Source organism: Ruegeria sp. SAZA006 (assembly GCF_059613465.1).
The window spans coordinates 263,124-279,678 of sequence record NZ_JBXWSO010000010.1 but is presented as its reverse complement, the minus strand read 5'-3'; the positions used below and the strand labels follow the sequence as shown (position 1 = coordinate 279,678).

Sequence of the window (16,555 nt, the reverse complement as noted above, 5' to 3'; positions counted from 1 at the left end):
AAATGCAGATGTGGCCCATCTATGACCAGGAACAGATCGACGCGGTAGCGCAAGTTCTGGCCTCTGGCAAAGTCAACGCCTGGACCGGCCCAGATGTTCGCGCATTCGAGGCCGAATACTGCGCATATACCGGAGCCAAACATGCGATCGCCATGGCCAACGGGACAGTGACGCTGGACGCCGCGATGCTCGGGCTAGACCTGCAACCAGGTGACGAGGTCATCGTAACCCCGCGCAGCTTCATCGCCTCGGCCAGCTCGGTGATGCTGGCGGGCGGTGTTCCGGTCTTTGTCGATGTCGATCCTGACACCCAGAATATCACGCCCGACACCATCGCCCCGGCGATTACGCCGCGCACCCGGGGGATCATACCCGTGCATCTGGGCGGTTGGCCCTGTGACATGGACGGCATCATGGATCTGGCCCGCGCCCACGACCTTTGGGTCATCGAAGACTGCGCCCAGGCCCACGGCGCGATGATTGGCGACCGCCATGTCGGAACCATCGGGACCTTGGGATCGTTTTCCTTCTGCCAGGACAAGATCATGACCACAGGCGGCGAAGGCGGTCTGCTGGTGACCAACGACTCTGATCTCTGGGGTCGCATCTGGAGCTACAAGGATCACGGCAAAGGTTATGACACCGTGTTCAACACGGAACACCCACCCGGCTTTCGCTGGCTGCACGACTCAGGACCCGGCACCAATCTGCGGATGAACGGCCCTTCGGCGGCACTTGGTCGAATACAGCTGAAACGCCTGGACGCGTGGCGCGCGCACCGGACGGCAAATGCGGATATCCTGCACAAGGCCCTTGCGACCTGCCCGGCCTTTCGCGTGCCAATGCCACCCGACGGCGTTACCCACGCATTTTATAGGTTCTACGCATTTGTGCGGCCGGAAACACTTGCGCCCGGCTGGAGCCGGGACCGCATCATCGCCGAGATCGCCGAGGCCGGCTTTCCCGCCTTTTCCGGCAGCTGCTCGGAGATTTACCTCGAGAAAACCTTCACCAGCCGAGGCCTGGGACCCAAGGAACCGTTGCCCGTGGCGCGCGAGCTGGGCGAAACCAGCCTTGCCTTCCTGGTCGACCCGGCCTGGTCCGCCGAGAACGTCGCTCGTCTGGCGCAGGTCATCGTTGATGTGGGCCAAAAGGCGACGGCCCGCCACATGGCACAGGGCTGAGCGCGAATTGGTGATGTGTGGCCGATCAACATACAGCTTGTGTCGAACGCCCACCGGTGAGCTGCGGAGGGTGACCCGATGATCTTGCATGTCACCACTGATTTCTCGGGCCAAGGTGGCGCACAAGCCATGTTGGCCCGACTTTTGGCCCATTCGGGCGAACGGGCCTGCGTCGTCGCCCTGACCGAGGTTTCGGAGCGCTGCCGCGCGATGGCGGCGAATGACAAGGTCGAATACGTTTCGCTGCGTGCCAGATCGCCATTGGCCCTGTTTCGCGCGGTTTGGCAGATCCGACGTTTGATCCGGACCCATCAGCCTGATGTGGTTCTGTGCTGGATGTACCATGCAATGGTCCTGGGCCTGATTGCCGGCAAACTTGCCGGGCAGCGCGTTCCCGTCTTTTGGACCGTGCGGCAAGCACTGGACGACCCGGCTGCCTTCACCCGCAACACCCGCGCTGCGGTGGCGCTTTCGAAGGTGCTTTCCCGGTTCTGTCAGGGAATCCTCTACAACTCGACCCGCGCTCAAACTCAGCACGAGAAATACGGCTTTGCCGGGGACCATTCCACAGTGATTCCAAACGGGTTTATCCTTCCGCCCGATCCAACGGCGCGGCCGGGGCCCGCCCGCGTGCTTGGAGTGGCGGCAAGGTTTCACCCGCAGAAAGACTTCGAAACCTTCTTCCGCGCCTTCGCGATTGCGCGCCGGTCCGTCCCGGACCTGCACGCCCGTCTGGCCGGAGACGGCGTGACGCTGGAGAACCCCGAGATCCGCGCGATGCTGGCCGACAACGATTTGCCCGAAGACAGTGTGACATTGTGCGGTGACCTGCACGATATGTCCGAGTTCTATGCGAGTATTGACCTGCTGGTTCTGGCCTCGCGCACCGAAGGCTTTCCGAATGTGATCGCCGAAGCCATGAGCCACGGCCGCCCGGTCGTGACGACTCATGTCGGCGACAGCGCCAGAGTGGTGGACTCGTGCGGCTATGTCGTGCCGCCACGTGATCCGCAGGCATTGGCGGAGGCCCTCGTCCAAGCTTCCAACTGGCCGCCCGAAACCTACAAATCCCATAGCAATGCTGCCCGCGACCGCATCGCCACACATTACTCCCTCGACGCGATTGCCCGCGCCTATGATCAGGCCCTGAACCAAGCTGCCAACCCTGCGCCACCCACAGCGCCCCAAGTCGAATAAAGGACCTGACCCATGTGCGGTATCGCCGGATTTCTGACTTTTCAGCCGATGAGCTCCGACTCGGGCCGCGCCACGCTGCAGGCCATGTGCGACGCTATTCAGCACCGGGGTCCCGATGCCGACGGGTTGTTTGTCGATCCAGACGCCGGCGTGGCTCTGGGCCATCGCCGCCTTTCGATCGTCGACCTGTCGGAGACCGGGGCGCAGCCAATGACCTCGCCCAGCGGCCGGTTCACCATCGTCTACAATGGGGAAATCTACGGCTTTCTGGCCCTGCGGCAGACGTTGCTGAACAAGGGCGTAACGTTTCGCGGCACATCCGATACCGAGGTGCTACTGGCGGCGATGGACCGCTGGGGCATCCGCAAGACACTGGAACAGGCGCACGGCATGTTCGCCTTCGCGGTCTTGGATCGCAAGCTGAACCGGGTGGTTTTTGCACGCGACCGGCTGGGCAAGAAACCCCTGTATCTAGGCCTCAAGTCCGGCCAGCTTTTGTTTGGTTCCGAACTCAAGGCGCTGCGCGCGAACCCCGCATTTGGCTCGCCGGAAGCCGACCGGCGGGCCCAAGCGCAATACGCCCGCTACGGATATGTGCCGGCACCACTCTCGATCTATCGCGAAGTTATGAAGTTGCCCGCCGGATCAATGGTCGAAGTCCGCCTGGACCAGCCGCCCGCGACGGCTCAGGACCTGGTAGATGCCATCCGGACGTTCTGGGACCTTCGCGACTGCGCGAAACGGGGACTTGCCGCACCGATCCACGACGAAGAACGGGCGCTGGCTCGTATTGAAGAGGAACTGCAGCGTGCCGTGCAGGAGCGCATGGTCGCGGACGTCTCGGTGGGGTCCTTCCTGTCCGGCGGGATAGATTCAACCCTGATCACTGCCATGATGCAGGAACAAACCAACGGCAAGGTAACAAGCTTTACAGTCCGTTTCGAGGAAGAAGGCCTGAACGAAGCAGACCATGCCGCCGCAATCGCTGCACATCTGGGCACGGACCATCACGAGGTCACTGCAACACCATCCATGGCCTTCGAATTGCTCGATGACCTACCGCACGTCTATGACGAACCTTTTGCCGACCCGTCCGGCGTTCCAACCCTGCTGGTTTCCAAACTGGCCCGCGATCAACTGACCGTCGTGCTGTCGGGTGATGGCGGCGACGAGTCCTTTGGCGGGTACGAACGCTATGCCCGAATGATGGCGATGGAACGCCTGGGCCGAAAACTTCCTCGGCCGGCTGCGTCGATTTTGGCAGCATCGCCTGATGCCCTGCGTGCAGCCGTTGCGCCGATCCTGCGTAAACTCGTTTCAGGCACCATGCGCGACCAGATCACAGCCGACAGGATCTCCAAAGTCGCCTCGGTCATCGCGCAGCCTGATTTCAGAAGCCGATACAATACCCTGTTCAGTCTTTGGGACCCGTCCGCAGTGCTGAAGGACGTGAATGACGGCGGGGTCTATCAAACACTCGGATTGCCCAACGGCCTTGATGAAATCGACACGATGCTGCTGCTGGATTCCTGCCTGTATTTGCCCGAAGGCATTCTTGTGAAAGTCGACCGAGCATCGATGGCCGTCGGTCTTGAGGCGCGCGCGCCCTTGTTGGATGACCGCGTTGTCGCCGCCGCTTGGCTGGCGCCCCGATCCCTGCGTTTCGACGGTAAACAGGGCAAGGTGGCCCTAAGGCGCCTAGTGGACAAGCGCGTACCAAAGGCCTTGTATGATCGCCCGAAACAAGGGTTCGGAATTCCCGTCAACGACTGGCTGCGTGGCCCGCTGAAGCCTGTGGCAAACGAGGTATTTTCAACAGGACAGGGGGTCGAGGACGTATTCGACACAGCCACCTTGGCGCGACGATGGCGCGAGCATCTCAGCGGGCGTCGCAATTGGGGGCCCCATCTGTGGACGGTTCTGATGTATCATTTCTGGCAGAAAAAATGGCTGGCCTGATCCTCAAACCGCGGACTTCTGTTTGCCAAATTCGCACAAAAGCACGCAATCCGGACGATTGTCATGCGAAACAGAGGTGCACGCCCCTATCGTTTGTCACGCGCCGTACCGACGTGCCTAAGTCTGTTCATGACTGAACTGATTGCATCCTGCTCGGGCCTTTGGCGCGATATCCGGTCCGAATTTCGGTCTTTACACTCTCCTGCAACGAGACGGCAGGCGGGCCTCGCGCTACTGCTTCTGTTTGGCGTGGTCTTTGCTTTTTTCTATTTCCGGCTGGAATTCGCGCGGCAGTTTCTGGACATGCCCGCACCGTCGGGCAAACCGTTCTACAACGACGACTGCATCCTTGCCTCGGACCCTGGCCGTTACTCGCATGGCTTGTTTCAGGGGCACTACCTGGCGTTCCACCTTGCGCGCCACCCGCTGGTGGTGATGCTGAACGCCGCCATCGCCGAGCCGCTGACCTGGCTGGGCATCCGGCAGCCTGTCGCGATTTCGATCAGCCTCGCATTCTGGGCGGCCATGTCGTCTGTCACGATCGCGCTATTCCTGTTGCGCCAACGCCTGTCGCTCTCCGTTTCCATTCTGGCGACGCTTGCTGTTCTTCTGACCTTCGGAACCGTCACCACGCTCAGCGTTGTTGAGACCTACAGCGTCTCACTCTGGGCGATCGCCATGTCATTGTTGATCATGGCCGAGATGGCCAGACACTGCGCCAAGTACCCGGCCCTTACCAGCGTGATCGCTGGCCTGGCTTGCGGTGTGCTGGCCGGATGGTCCCATTTGCCGGCGGCCGCATTCTCACTGGTTTATGCTGGATTTGCATGGGCTTCTCTCAGCGGAGGTGTCGGGCGGAAACTGACGTTCGGAGTGGCGGTTCCGTCGGTGATCGCCGTAATCTGCATGATGGCTCCGGTCGTTTTTCTTGGCATCGTTCTGGACGGTGATCCTTTCATGGAACCGACCGAGATGGTTGGCCGCTACGCGGACGCCGCGAACTTCACCAACCCGGAAATCATCAAAGACTATGCCGCTGGCTTCTTCCTGTTTTCCTGGGTTGCGCCGGCCGAAACCGTTCAGTGCCGCTTTTTGCTGGATCGACTATGGGAGATTCTCCGCGATCCAAGCCGCTTGGCCCTGACAATTCTGGCGACAATCCTGGTGGGATGGGCAATTGTTTCCGGCGCAAGAACAGCTGGCCGCGCCCCGCTTGTGCTGGCAGTGTGGACGTTGGTGGGCACGTTCTTTGTGTTCTACCTGTTTTTCAACCCGCTCGAAGTACTGCTCTACAGCTCTCACTGGACCACGGCCCTTATCCTGGGTTCGGTCATTCTGCTGAGGGAAAAGCCGGGACTAGTCTTGCTGTTGAGTGGAATTGTGGCGCTCAGCCTGTATGTGAATGTACCGCCTCTTGCGGATCCGGCTTCGTTCGATCCGGTGCAATGCTGTCCGCACGGAGGTCGAAACTAGGCCGGTCTGGGCGGCGGCTGTGGATAAACTTGACAACAAAAGTGACCCTACTTAGCGTTTTGGGTCATCGTCTCCGCCGGTGAAAAATTAAGGATACGCCGAATTCGCAAACTGCTACTTGCGCCGTTCGGAAGTGTTTCACGCTGTTGGTTGTAAAAGTGTTTTTTGGGTTGAATTCATGCGGCAGTCCACCGAACTGAAGGTCTTTTTCTTTTTCCTCGTTGCCTGTGCCGCCGGGCTTTTTGCGGCCGGCACATGGCACGGAATCGGAATGCGTCCGGATTCTATGGCCTATCTGGGGCTGTCCCCCGACCGGTTTCAACAGGCGCCAACCTATACCGCGCTGATTGATCTGCTGGCCGGAATGGGTGTCCAGCCCGTGCTTGCGGCCACGGTGCTGAATATCCTCAGCCTGGTCCTGAACATCGCTTTGATGTTCTTGATCCTGAACGACTGCAAGGTTCGGCCACGGATGATCTTTCTGGCAGCACTGGTCATGGTCCTGAGCCCCCAGTTCATGTACGCGCATGTCACGATCCTGTCAGAACCGCTCACGACAAACTGCTTGCTGGGCACCTATTTCTTCATGTCCCGTTACCTGCGCGGCGACAACGTGTCCGCCTTTGTGTTGGCAAGCTTTGTGGCCGCCCTGTGCGTGCTGACCCGGTTCGCACTGGTCCCTCTGATCGCGGCCTGCTCGCTGACAATCCTTGTTTATGGTCACGGCGACCTGCGCCGTCGACTGGTTTCGGCGATTGTGTTCGGCCTGATCGCATCCGCAATCATCATCGGGTGGTACCTGTACAATCAAACCTCTGGCGGGACCGGCATCGGGCGTCAAGCAGCGTTCCTTGGGGATCCCGACGCCGAGACCTTCCGCGCTGCACTGACCACGCTTTCAGCCTACGTGCTGCCAAGCTCCCTGCCGCCAATTATCACGTTGACCGCTTTGGTGTTGGTTTTGGGGTTCGTCGTTGTTTTGATCGGCACAGCTTTGAAGGTTCAGACCAACCCTGATGACCTTCCCGGTCTGCCCGTTGCGCGTCCGATCTCGTTCTTTTTGTTGGTCTACGTTCCTTTCCTGGTTCTGGCCCTGTTTATCGAGGCGAATCTGACCATCCATGCCCGATACCTGTTGCCAGTGTTCATTTCGACTCTGGTTCTGGGGTTTGCTCTGGTTGGCGGTCAGCCCGGAACAGATATGATGAACCGGCTGCGTCCCGTAGCCCTCATACTTGCGCTGGTGTTGACCGGAACCTATGCCGTACGCACGGCAGCGATGACCCGCACCCACATGACTGAGGGGAATTTCTATGCCTCACCGGTCTGGCGGAACTCTCCGACCTTGGCGCATCTGGACAATTTGCGGGACGGTGTCGTGGTCTATTCCAACGGTTATGACGTCATTCGGCTGGTCAAGGGTGTGGATGCGCTCAAGTCCCCTGAGTTGTTCGAGCGCAGAACCGGCAGGCCGGACCCTGGTACGTCGCCAGAAAAAGAAATTCAGGAGGTCCGCGAACGCGTGGCCGACCAAAACGCGGTTGTCGCCATCCTGAACGAGGTCGACTGGCGGTTCTATCTGGTCAATGAGGAACGGCTGATCCGCGAAGCCGATCTGACGCTGCTCTATGAGGAGGCCGACGGGCGGATCTATGGATCTCCCGCCAGTTTCAAACCGATCGAATGAAGGATCGTTTATCATGAAGCTTGTTCCAACACTCGCGGCCGAACAATGATAGGATCGATGATATTCAATCGGGTGGCCCTGCATTCACGCCCTGAAGGATTGCTTGATGAAGTTTGAAGACCTCAAACACGTCTCGGTTCTGGTCGGTCGCTATTTCGTGACCGGGTGCACGGCCGTCATCATCCATTTCTCGGCGATGGCGTTCTCGGTCGAGGTCTTGGGCATCTACGAAACGATCGCTTCGGCAATCGGGTTCCTGATGGGGGCCACCTTCAATTACTGCATCCAAAGACTATGGGTGTTTCGGTCCAGCGTTCCACATCGCAGCGCCTTGCAGAGGTTCATTCTGGTCACGGCGACGACGTCGGCGATAAACGTGGCGCTGTTCTCTCTTCTCTTTGCGTTGTTGCCTTTCCACTACTTGATCATTCAGGCGTTCGTGACCGGGTGCATATTCCTTCTGAATTTTACCCTGAACTGGAAAATCACATTTCGCGAGCCTGCTGCTGAACCACCGGAAGCCCGGGCGCAGGACGCCGGAAGGTAGGTATGCCGGACCAAACCCACTGTATCGGCTTTGGCAACAACGCCGGCAACAAAGCGCTTTGTTCACGAATTTAAAACTTCAAAAAGGCAGCTCTTCGCCCGACGCCAGAATGGCCAAAAACTCTCTGCTCTCGGATTTGCATCGCTTTTTTTGCCCGCCAAACGCACAGGGACGGCCTTTTGGCCTGATATGGCTAGATAAATCTATCGAGCCGATCAAAGTACAGGTAAAACAATATGATAAATAACAGTTCGATTCTGACGCCGATTTTAAGCCGTATTCACGGTCCGAAAAAAATGGAGAACACTCGTGCAATCCGGTGACGACGCAATTGCCAGCCAGCATGAAACCAACGATTTCATCAATATCTGGTTGCTGCTGCGCCGGAACCTGCTGGTCATCTTTCTGTTGGTCGTCGGTGCGGTCTCGGCAACAGCCTTCTACATGTCGACCATCCCCGACCAGTATCGGTCGGACGCGCAGATGGTTCTGGCTCTCACGGAAACACGATTCAGCGAGTCAACCGGACAGCTGGAAACCTATGAACTGAACCGGTCGAGCGTGGAAACCGAGTTGGCCCGACTGCGGTCTCGCGACTTTGCCGAGCAGGTGGCAGACCGCCTGGGTCTGTTCGACGACCCCAGCTTTGTGCGCCGTGCCCCCGGCGCGGACAGCGAGGCGGATGAAGAGATTCACCGCGCTGCGGTCGCTGACAAGGTTCTGGCCTCTTATTCCGTCTCCCGCGCGGGAGAAAGCCTCGCCATCAGCATCGAAGGCCGATCCACATCGCCGGTGCTGGCTGCAGCCCTGCCCAATACCGTCATTGCCGTCTATATCGCGAACGAGCGCGACGCACGCGTCAATCGCTTGATGACATCGATCGACAATCTCAAACGCCGGGTCGGTATCCTTGGCGAAGAGTTGACCCAAGCGGAATCGAATTTGGCCGAGTTCATCCGTGAGGACAATCTGGACGACGAACAGTTCGTGACCCGGCTGCGCGCCGAGGTTGAGCGGCGCAAGGCCCAGCTGCGCATCGGCATCGAACGCAACCTACCGGAAGACGAAATTCTGGCCCTCCAGGAGCAGCTGATCACATCTGAGCAGGAGCTGGAGGCCCGCACCCGTCTGGAGCTGTCGTTGCTGCGCCGGGAACGCGAGGTCGAACTACTGCGAACTCGCTACCAAACCACGATCGACAACCTGACCTTGCTGGAAACCCGCATCGGCCAGCTTGAGGACGGCACAGTTCAGGTTTCCAAAGCGCGAATTCCGGTTGAACCCTATGCCCCCAGCAGGTCGTTGATCACGGTGCTGGCCGGCCTGTTCGCCATGATCGTTGGCTTCATCATCGCGCTGGTGCGCGAGGGCCTGGACAGAACGGTGCGCAGCGAAAACCAGATCATCCGGATGACCGGTCTCAGCAACCTGGGATATATCGCCCGGCAGCGACGCAGCAAAATGTTCGCCGGTGAGAACAAAGCGATCGAAAACCTGTTGCAGAGCCAGAAATCGCCGCTGGCCGAAGCCGCCCGAGGCATCTTGACCAATTGTATCAAGTTCCAGCATTCCAAGGTGATCCTGATCACCTCAGGCCTGCCGAACGAGGGCAAATCCTTCGTCAGCAGCGTTCTGGCGACCTCGGCGGCGGTCGACGGACTGAACGCTCTGCTGATTGATCTGGACACGCACCGTCGCGGCGCGACGAAGACGTTCATTCCGGACATGGATGAGGTGCAACTTTCGGAAATCTATTCTGACAGTGTAACCCTGCAACATGCTCTGACCACCGAAACCAAGGGGTCACTGGATCTGATCACCGCAGCCTCGCCTACGCACGAGCTGTCTGATGCCGCGTCAAACAAGCTCAAGCAACTCAAAGAAACGCTGCTGGATCAATACGATATCATTATCGTGGACACACCCCCGGCACTGGTGATGGATGAAGTGTACCGCAACGACATCCTCGCCGACGCCGTTCTGCTGGTCGCGCGCTGGGGAAAAACGCCACAGCATGCGTTGCAAGCCGCGGCAAAACGGCTTCAGTCATCCGGCTTCAATGTGCTGGGTACGATTCTGAATGACGTCGATCCCAAGAAGTACCGCTGGACCACTTACGAAGGGTATTACGGCACTTACGACGACTACTAGAAAATCTGGCGACCGCTCCGTTCCGGCCATCGGGGATGTCTGGTGGCCGAGTCTGTGCTACCATGCGAGTACCGGATGCTGCGCGCGGGTACTGATCGACGTGCGGCGCGGTCGGAAATACCGGACTTTGCTTGGAGTGGGTTTTGGGGAAAGCTTCTTCAAGGGCAGATGAAAACGGGGGGCTCATAATCATCGCGCTGGCACTGGTCCTGGCGGTGATTCAGACGGCTTTTCCCTTGGTTGACGTAAACTTCTCCAGTGACTCGGCAGACTACGTTCAAGCCGCCGCCTATCGCGGCTTTGCATATCCTTTTTTTCTGGACCTTTTCGACGGGTTCGCAGACCCGCTGCGCGCCGCTGTTGTGGGCCAGATCTGGGTATTCTCGGCTGCTGCATGTCTATTGTCGGTCACACTGGCTCGGGCCACTGGCCATCCCCGTGCCGGTCTGGTCCTGCTTGGAATTCTGATCATCAACCCGATGACGTTCTACTTCAACTACAGCATCCTGTCCGAGTCTCTGTTCCAAAGCGCGACATGCGTCTATCTTGCCTGTCTGGTGCAAGCGATCCACGGCCCCAAGCCCTGGCACTTTGCTGCCCTGGGCATGACAGTCGGCGCCATGATCGCGATCCGTCCAGTTGGTTTTGCTCTTCTGCCCATCCTTATCGTGGTGGTTCTTTGCGCGAGCTATATCAATGGCAGGCGCCCGTGGGCTGGATTGGCTCTGGCGGTTCTGGGCGTTACCTTCGTGCTGCTTGCAGACCGCGCCGCTTACGATCTTCGCCACGATGAACCTCGCGAAAGTGTGCTGGGGAACGTCGTATTCGCTAAAAGCGCCATGTTCGCTGCAGGCCCAAGCCCCTATGCCCCCGATGACCCACGAACCGACGTCTGGATTATTCTTGAAGAAGAGGGTCCGGCAGACGCACGCGAGGCGATTTCCCGGGCGCCATTTGGACCGGTCTCCTTCTTTCTGATGCACAGCTACGAAGCCAGTTTGATGTTTCTGTACGAGAAGGACCGGTTGCAGTCCATTGCCGACCGAATTGGCATCCCAAAGACCGAACTCATGGCCGAAATCGGTTCAAAACGAATTCTGGCGAACCCGACGGGGTTTCTGCGGTTGCCGCTACAGCACTATGTCGCCCTCTGGCAGCCCTTCTACCATGCCGTGACCGCGAACGACATCACCGCCTACATCGCGCAGAATGGGCCGTTCCCGATGGACAATGCGCTCGGCTACATCACCCGCGATGTTTTTGATCCGCCGTATGCACGTCTTATCCATTCCGCGCTTGCGATAGGTTGGCTGGCTTCGATCTTGATCCTGGCGGCCTCAATCCTTTGGCTGCGCCAAAACTGGGCCGGACGTCAAATACTGACTTTGGCCGGGTTGGGGGTGCTGAGCCTGCACGCGCTATTGTTTCTGTCTGCAACACTATCCATCGCGTCGGTAAGGTATCTTGCAGCACTTTGGCCTATCGTCGCGGTGGTCATATGTGCTAGTTTTCTTGTGGTTTTGAAGCTTTATGATCGCCGGAAGAAGCACGCAAGGCGCAGTCTGGAAATCTGACATGCCGCCCGTAGTGTTCTGTTTCCCGCCTTTTCGGGCCCGGCAAATGTTGTTGTGTCGGTGAAAGTGGTTGCAATGGTAAGAGCCGGATTCAAAGACTATCTGTCCATTGCGCGCATCGACCATTGGTTCAAGAACATCTTCATTCTGCCGGGTGCCGTTCTTGCGGTCATCATGGGTGCCGAGTTCACCAGTCGGTCGGCAATCGACCTCGCCGTCGGGATATTTTCGATCTGTCTGATCGCGTCGGCCAACTATACTATAAATGAGTGGTTGGACCGCGAATTCGACCGACACCACCCGAAGAAGAAAGAGCGTGCCTCGGTCGTGACCGAGATCGATGGCCGGATCGTCTGGTTGCAATGGCTGGGTCTGGCGATCGTCGGTCTCGGACTCGCGCTACTGATCAATACGCCGTTCTTCCTGACCGCGCTGTCCCTGCTGATCATGGGGATCATCTACAACGTCAAACCAATCCGGTCCAAGGACCGCGCCTATTTGGACGTTCTGAGCGAGGCCATCAACAACCCCATTCGGTTCTTTGCGGGCTGGTTCATTATGGTTCCGCCGATCGTGGCACCGTCCAGCGTGTTGATCTCGTACTGGTTCGGCGGCGCGTATCTGATGGCGATCAAGCGCTTTGCCGAATATCGTACCATTGACGACCCGGCACTTGCCGCGCGGTACCGCGCATCTTTCAAAGACTATGACGAGTCGAAGCTATTGGTGTCGGCGCTGGTCTACGCAATCTTGTCCACCGCTTTCCTGGGCGTTTTCCTGACAAAGTACAAGGTCGAGCTTCTGCTGTCTCTGCCCTTCGTGGCGATGTTGTTCGGGCGCTATCTTGCCGTCGGGCTGGCCCGGGACTCGATCGCACAGGCCCCCGAAAATCTGTACAAACAACGCGGCCTTGTTTTTCAGGTTATTCTGCTGGTGGTGGTCATGTTCGTTCTGCTCGAGATCAAGCTTCCGTTCTTTGAACAGTTGCTTGAAATCCGGCCAGTCGGGTCATAGGTGCCGGGCAACGGACCGGCTTGCTGCCAGACTGGAGGTGATGCGCGCATGGTGAACCAGCCTTCAGATGATGTTGTATCCGCACCGATCCGGCGATGCTGGCTGTGCGGCACCGGCGGCCTCAGGAGGATAAAGGAAAGCACCCTACGCGGGGATCCGACGTCGCGGAACTTTGAAATTTCGAATGCCGACTACGGTACAACCGCCGCGATCGACCAATGCGTCCGCTGCGGTTTTTGCCAATGCACGGATATGGTCGATGTCCTTAAATTCTACGAAGACCTCGAAGACCCGGCCTATGAGATGACGCGCCTGCAGAGGGCGCGGCAGAAGCGAGTACTGCTGAACAGGCTGCCAAGACCCACTGCCGGCGCGAACCGGCTGTTGGATGTGGGGGCTGGAACCGGTATTCTGGTCGAGGAGGCCATCGCCGGTGGTTACGACGCGATCGGGGTTGAGCCGTCGCGACGGTTTTGCGTCCGGGCAAAACACCATGGCCTGCCAGTGGTCCAAGGCGTTCTTCCACATCCCGATCTGACCGGCCCCTACGATGTAGTCACTCTGGTAGACGTGGTCGAACATGTTCCGGATCCGCTGGAACTGATCACTCAGGCTGCGCGGTTGCTGGCCGATGATGGAGTACTGGTCGTCGTTACGCCCGACCGCTCGTCCCTGTTGGCGCGTATCATGGGAGACCAATGGTGGCACTATCGTGTTGCGCATATCGGCTATTTCGACCCTGAAACACTGCGCTTTGCCTTGGCCAAAGCTGGCTTACAGCAAACCGAATTTCATCGTCCAACATGGTATTTTCCGTTAGGATATCTGGTTGAAAGAGTGCATCGTTATCTACCCAGGTGGGCGCGCTTCAAGGTTCCGGCACGGCTGGCTGACCTAGTGATCCCAGTGCACCTGCGGGATTCAATGATGGTCTGCGCGACCAAAGCCCAAACCCGGGACACCGCGCCCTAGACCAAAGGCAAAAGACAAAAGATTTTTGACAACAGCCAAGGTTTTCAGAATGCCCATTGCAAAAAGGCCAAGACTGCTCGCCGTATTCCATGGTTCGCTATTTGCGACTGTTCTGGCGATCGGTTGCGGCCCCGGTACGCTGCTGGCCGAGAACGCGAACCGGTCACTTTCGGCGCAATTGCCAGATGGCTCCCAAAGAGCATTTCCCAGCGCTGAAGGGCATGGCGCCGCCGCCAAAGGTGGGCGCGGCGGGCGCGCGATTTATGTCACGAACACCGAAGAATTCGGGCCCGGCTCCCTGCGTGCATGCATCGACGCCAAAGGACCTCGAACCTGCATCTTTAGGGTCAGCGGAACGATTACACTGGAAAAGGCGTCTCTGATCGCAAACAGTCCTTTTCTGACCATCGCCGGAGAAACCGCTCCGGGCGGTGGGATTGCGATCCGAAACGGCCCACGTCAATTGCGCCCATCACTGGAAATCCGAACGCACGATGTCATCGTGCGCCATGTTCGGTTCCGGCCCGGACCGCACGACGTAGAATCCTGCTGTTCAGGGGCCATTGGCGTCTACACCAAAGCCGCGCGTGACGTGATCTTCGACCACATTTCGGCCAGTTGGGGCAGCGACGAGACGATTGACTCAGAGAACGCCGAACGGCTGACCTTTCAGTGGAGCATCGTCAGCGAGCCCCTCTTGCATGGCGGACCAGGCAAAAGCAACCGGGCCCGCAACATGCTGCTGACAAAGGGCGGCAACTTCAGCATCCATCACAACCTGTTCTCTCATGGGATGTTCAGAAACCCGCAAATCGCACCGCAGACTCCGGGTACCACGACCGAAATCGTAAACAACCTGATGTACTCACCGATCTGGCAATATGTCGTGTCGCTGGACAATCGCTGGACCGAGCTGGACGCCAATATCATTGGCAACCTGAAGCTCTCGGGTGAAAGCATCGATTCCAATCTACTGGTGCACTTGTTCGACGGCTTCAAGAATGGCTACCGGTTGTACCTTCGGGACAACCTTGATGAAGACAACCGCAACAGCCTGGACCTTCCCGAAGAACTGGTCCTTGCCCCCGAACATCGTGTCTATGTCGTTGATGAGCCGGTCACCCCGCCTTTGGTCCAGGCCGATCCGGTTTCGACAGTGTTCGAAACGGTCCTGCAAAACGCCGGAGCGACACGCCCGTCTCGCGACGCGGTGGATCAGAGGGTTGTTCAGGAGGTCCGTGACCGTTCCGGCAAAATCCTAAAGAAGAACCCTGAAAAGGTCGGCGGTTGGCCCGAGCTTGAAAGCGCCCTGCCCTATGCAGACAGCGATGTCGACGGGATGTCTGATGAATGGGAAACCCAACGGGGCCTGAATCCCACCGACCCGACGGATGCAACTGCGGATTCGGACGACGATGGCTGGACCAACCTTGAGGAGTTCCTGCACGAATTGGCTGGCGACGGGAACGGCATGGGACAAAGCAACCCCTGACGTGTAACGCTAGCGGCGCCGGTACCGATCGGACGCAGCCAACAGCCCCAATGCCACGATCCACGGGATCAGCATACCGCGCTGGTAAACATGGGTGTAGTTCATTGACAGCGCCGCAAAGGTCAGCGTGACCGTCACAACGGTCGCGCGCCCGTACACCCTGTTCGGCACGTTGTGCCGAGCCATGACAGCGTAGACGATGGCGGACCCCAAAACGAAGCACAATCCCAGCAAGGCCAGAATACCCCCTTCGTTGGCCAGCAACAGGTACAGGTTGTGAACGGGAATGCCTTGACTGCTCAGTTCGCGATACTGTCCCGCGCCCATACCGACCAAGAAGTAATCCGGCAGAAACCGCCAGGCTTCGATCATGAGATCGGCACGGTCTTCAAATGTACCCGCATGACTCAGGTCGCCCTCGAGCAGAGGTGACAATACCCGGTTGCGAAACGTCGGCGGAAAGATGAACTCGGCCCATTGGATACTGATCCAAGCCATCGTCGTCACAGCTGTTCCCCAGATCATCAGCACGCGCTGATTTCCGACCAGCAGCAGGAACAAAGCACCGCAGATGACCGCACCCGCAAGGCTGGAATTCGAACTTGCGTAGATCAAAGTGATGGCGAGCAGCCCGAAGAGGGCCAAGAATGGCAGTTTTCTTAGCGCACCCGTCAACCCAAGATACCACAACACCGGAAACCAAAGGACGATCAGTCCAGCCAACCCGTTTGGGTTATCCACCAGCCCCGCCACGCGGTAGTTGCCGCTGACCAGCATGAAATACCGGGATTCGCCACCGGAATAGCCAACGCTATAGGCGATCATCCCGACAAGACAGTTCAGGGCAATCGAGATCACGCCGACCTTTGCAAGCGTAACCGCCTCTTCATACGGGCGGCCCAGGATAGCCAGAGGCAGAAGGACAAACGAAAAGAAATACTGAACGATGACCACGAAAGCCGACACCGGATCGCCGTGCGCGATAGAGCCGATCGACAGTCCCGCCACCATCATCAGCATGCCGATAAACCAGATCGAGGACGCGGATTGCAACGGAAACAGCGGCAGGCTGCGGTTGCACCGCAGGATCACGGCAATCGTCAGAAACATGTCGCTGGCCGTGAACAGAACCGCCGGATGGCGAAAGGCAGTGAACGTGCTGAACAGCAACGCAGTCATCAGACACGCGAATTCGATCTGCTCCAAAATCGGCTTACGCCGGCTGATACTGTTGACTGGCACCATATTCTACAATCCAAACGGCGGTGGGTTACCTGGCCCACAGACTGGTACCCGAAATACAAG

Annotated in this window: 12 protein-coding genes; 11 read left to right on the top strand and 1 reads right to left on the bottom strand. The window is 58.4% G+C overall.

Annotation, left to right across the window (positions count from 1 at the left end):
• Positions 1-2 precede the first annotated feature (2 nt).
• From AC2FNZ_RS10810 to AC2FNZ_RS10760, 11 genes are all read left to right on the top strand, one after another.
• Entirely contained in the window at positions 3-1,184 is a 1,182-nt protein-coding gene (locus tag AC2FNZ_RS10810; RefSeq protein ID WP_496840605.1) for a DegT/DnrJ/EryC1/StrS family aminotransferase, read from the top strand.
• Between the two features lie 78 nt (positions 1,185-1,262).
• Positions 1,263-2,381 carry a glycosyltransferase gene (locus AC2FNZ_RS10805; RefSeq protein ID WP_496840603.1) on the top strand — a complete coding sequence of 373 codons (1,119 nt, stop codon included), beginning with the start codon at positions 1,263-1,265 and terminating at the stop codon, positions 2,379-2,381.
• Between the two features lie 12 nt (positions 2,382-2,393).
• The gene (gene asnB / locus AC2FNZ_RS10800) at positions 2,394-4,340 is read left to right on the top strand and encodes an asparagine synthase (glutamine-hydrolyzing) (RefSeq protein ID WP_496840601.1); all 1,947 of its coding nucleotides are present in this window, start codon (positions 2,394-2,396) and stop codon (positions 4,338-4,340) included.
• Between the two features lie 129 nt (positions 4,341-4,469).
• The gene (locus AC2FNZ_RS10795; RefSeq protein WP_496840599.1) at positions 4,470-5,813 is read left to right on the top strand and encodes a hypothetical protein; all 1,344 of its coding nucleotides are present in this window, start codon (positions 4,470-4,472) and stop codon (positions 5,811-5,813) included.
• 178 nt (positions 5,814-5,991) lie between these two features.
• Positions 5,992-7,500: an ArnT family glycosyltransferase gene (locus tag AC2FNZ_RS10790; protein ID WP_496840598.1), complete on the top strand. Its 1,509-nt coding sequence runs from the start codon at positions 5,992-5,994 to the stop codon at positions 7,498-7,500.
• 106 nt (positions 7,501-7,606) lie between these two features.
• A complete protein-coding gene (locus tag AC2FNZ_RS10785) occupies positions 7,607-8,047 on the top strand; it encodes a GtrA family protein (protein WP_170367210.1) in 441 nt (146 codons plus the stop codon).
• Positions 8,048-8,356: 309 nt separating this feature from the next.
• A complete protein-coding gene (locus tag AC2FNZ_RS10780) occupies positions 8,357-10,198 on the top strand; it encodes a GumC family protein (protein WP_093963236.1) in 1,842 nt (613 codons plus the stop codon).
• A gap of 143 nt (positions 10,199-10,341) precedes the next feature.
• Positions 10,342-11,772 (top strand): glycosyltransferase family protein, encoded by a 1,431-nt coding sequence (locus AC2FNZ_RS10775; RefSeq protein WP_093963235.1) that lies wholly within the window; start codon positions 10,342-10,344, stop codon positions 11,770-11,772.
• Between the two features lie 75 nt (positions 11,773-11,847).
• Positions 11,848-12,786 carry a UbiA family prenyltransferase gene (locus tag AC2FNZ_RS10770; protein ID WP_093963234.1) on the top strand — a complete coding sequence of 313 codons (939 nt, stop codon included), beginning with the start codon at positions 11,848-11,850 and terminating at the stop codon, positions 12,784-12,786.
• A gap of 252 nt (positions 12,787-13,038) precedes the next feature.
• Positions 13,039-13,758 (top strand): class I SAM-dependent methyltransferase, encoded by a 720-nt coding sequence (locus AC2FNZ_RS10765; protein WP_496840595.1) that lies wholly within the window; start codon positions 13,039-13,041, stop codon positions 13,756-13,758.
• 49 nt (positions 13,759-13,807) lie between these two features.
• The gene (locus AC2FNZ_RS10760) at positions 13,808-15,250 is read left to right on the top strand and encodes a hypothetical protein (protein WP_496840594.1); all 1,443 of its coding nucleotides are present in this window, start codon (positions 13,808-13,810) and stop codon (positions 15,248-15,250) included.
• A 9-nt stretch (positions 15,251-15,259) separates the two neighbouring features.
• Here the strand turns inward: AC2FNZ_RS10760 and AC2FNZ_RS10755 are convergent, their stop codons facing one another.
• Positions 15,260-16,495 carry an O-antigen ligase family protein gene (locus AC2FNZ_RS10755; protein ID WP_496840592.1) on the bottom strand — a complete coding sequence of 412 codons (1,236 nt, stop codon included), beginning with the start codon at positions 16,493-16,495 and terminating at the stop codon, positions 15,260-15,262.
• Positions 16,496-16,555: the final 60 nt, after the last annotated feature.

Bases quoted from the DNA above. Each gene is read 5' to 3' on its own strand.
- AC2FNZ_RS10810 (WP_496840605.1), top strand. From the start codon at position 3: ATGCAGATGTGGCCCATCTATGACCAGGAACAGATCGACGCGGTAGCG.
- AC2FNZ_RS10805 (WP_496840603.1), top strand. From the start codon at position 1,263: ATGATCTTGCATGTCACCACTGATTTCTCGGGCCAAGGTGGCGCACAA.
- asnB (WP_496840601.1), top strand. From the start codon at position 2,394: ATGTGCGGTATCGCCGGATTTCTGACTTTTCAGCCGATGAGCTCCGAC.
- AC2FNZ_RS10795 (WP_496840599.1), top strand. From the start codon at position 4,470: ATGACTGAACTGATTGCATCCTGCTCGGGCCTTTGGCGCGATATCCGG.
- AC2FNZ_RS10790 (WP_496840598.1), top strand. From the start codon at position 5,992: ATGCGGCAGTCCACCGAACTGAAGGTCTTTTTCTTTTTCCTCGTTGCC.
- AC2FNZ_RS10785 (WP_170367210.1), top strand. From the start codon at position 7,607: ATGAAGTTTGAAGACCTCAAACACGTCTCGGTTCTGGTCGGTCGCTAT.
- AC2FNZ_RS10770 (WP_093963234.1), top strand. From the start codon at position 11,848: ATGGTAAGAGCCGGATTCAAAGACTATCTGTCCATTGCGCGCATCGAC.
- AC2FNZ_RS10765 (WP_496840595.1), top strand. From the start codon at position 13,039: ATGGTCGATGTCCTTAAATTCTACGAAGACCTCGAAGACCCGGCCTAT.
- AC2FNZ_RS10760 (WP_496840594.1), top strand. From the start codon at position 13,808: ATGCCCATTGCAAAAAGGCCAAGACTGCTCGCCGTATTCCATGGTTCG.
- AC2FNZ_RS10755 (WP_496840592.1), bottom strand. From the start codon at position 16,495: ATGGTGCCAGTCAACAGTATCAGCCGGCGTAAGCCGATTTTGGAGCAG.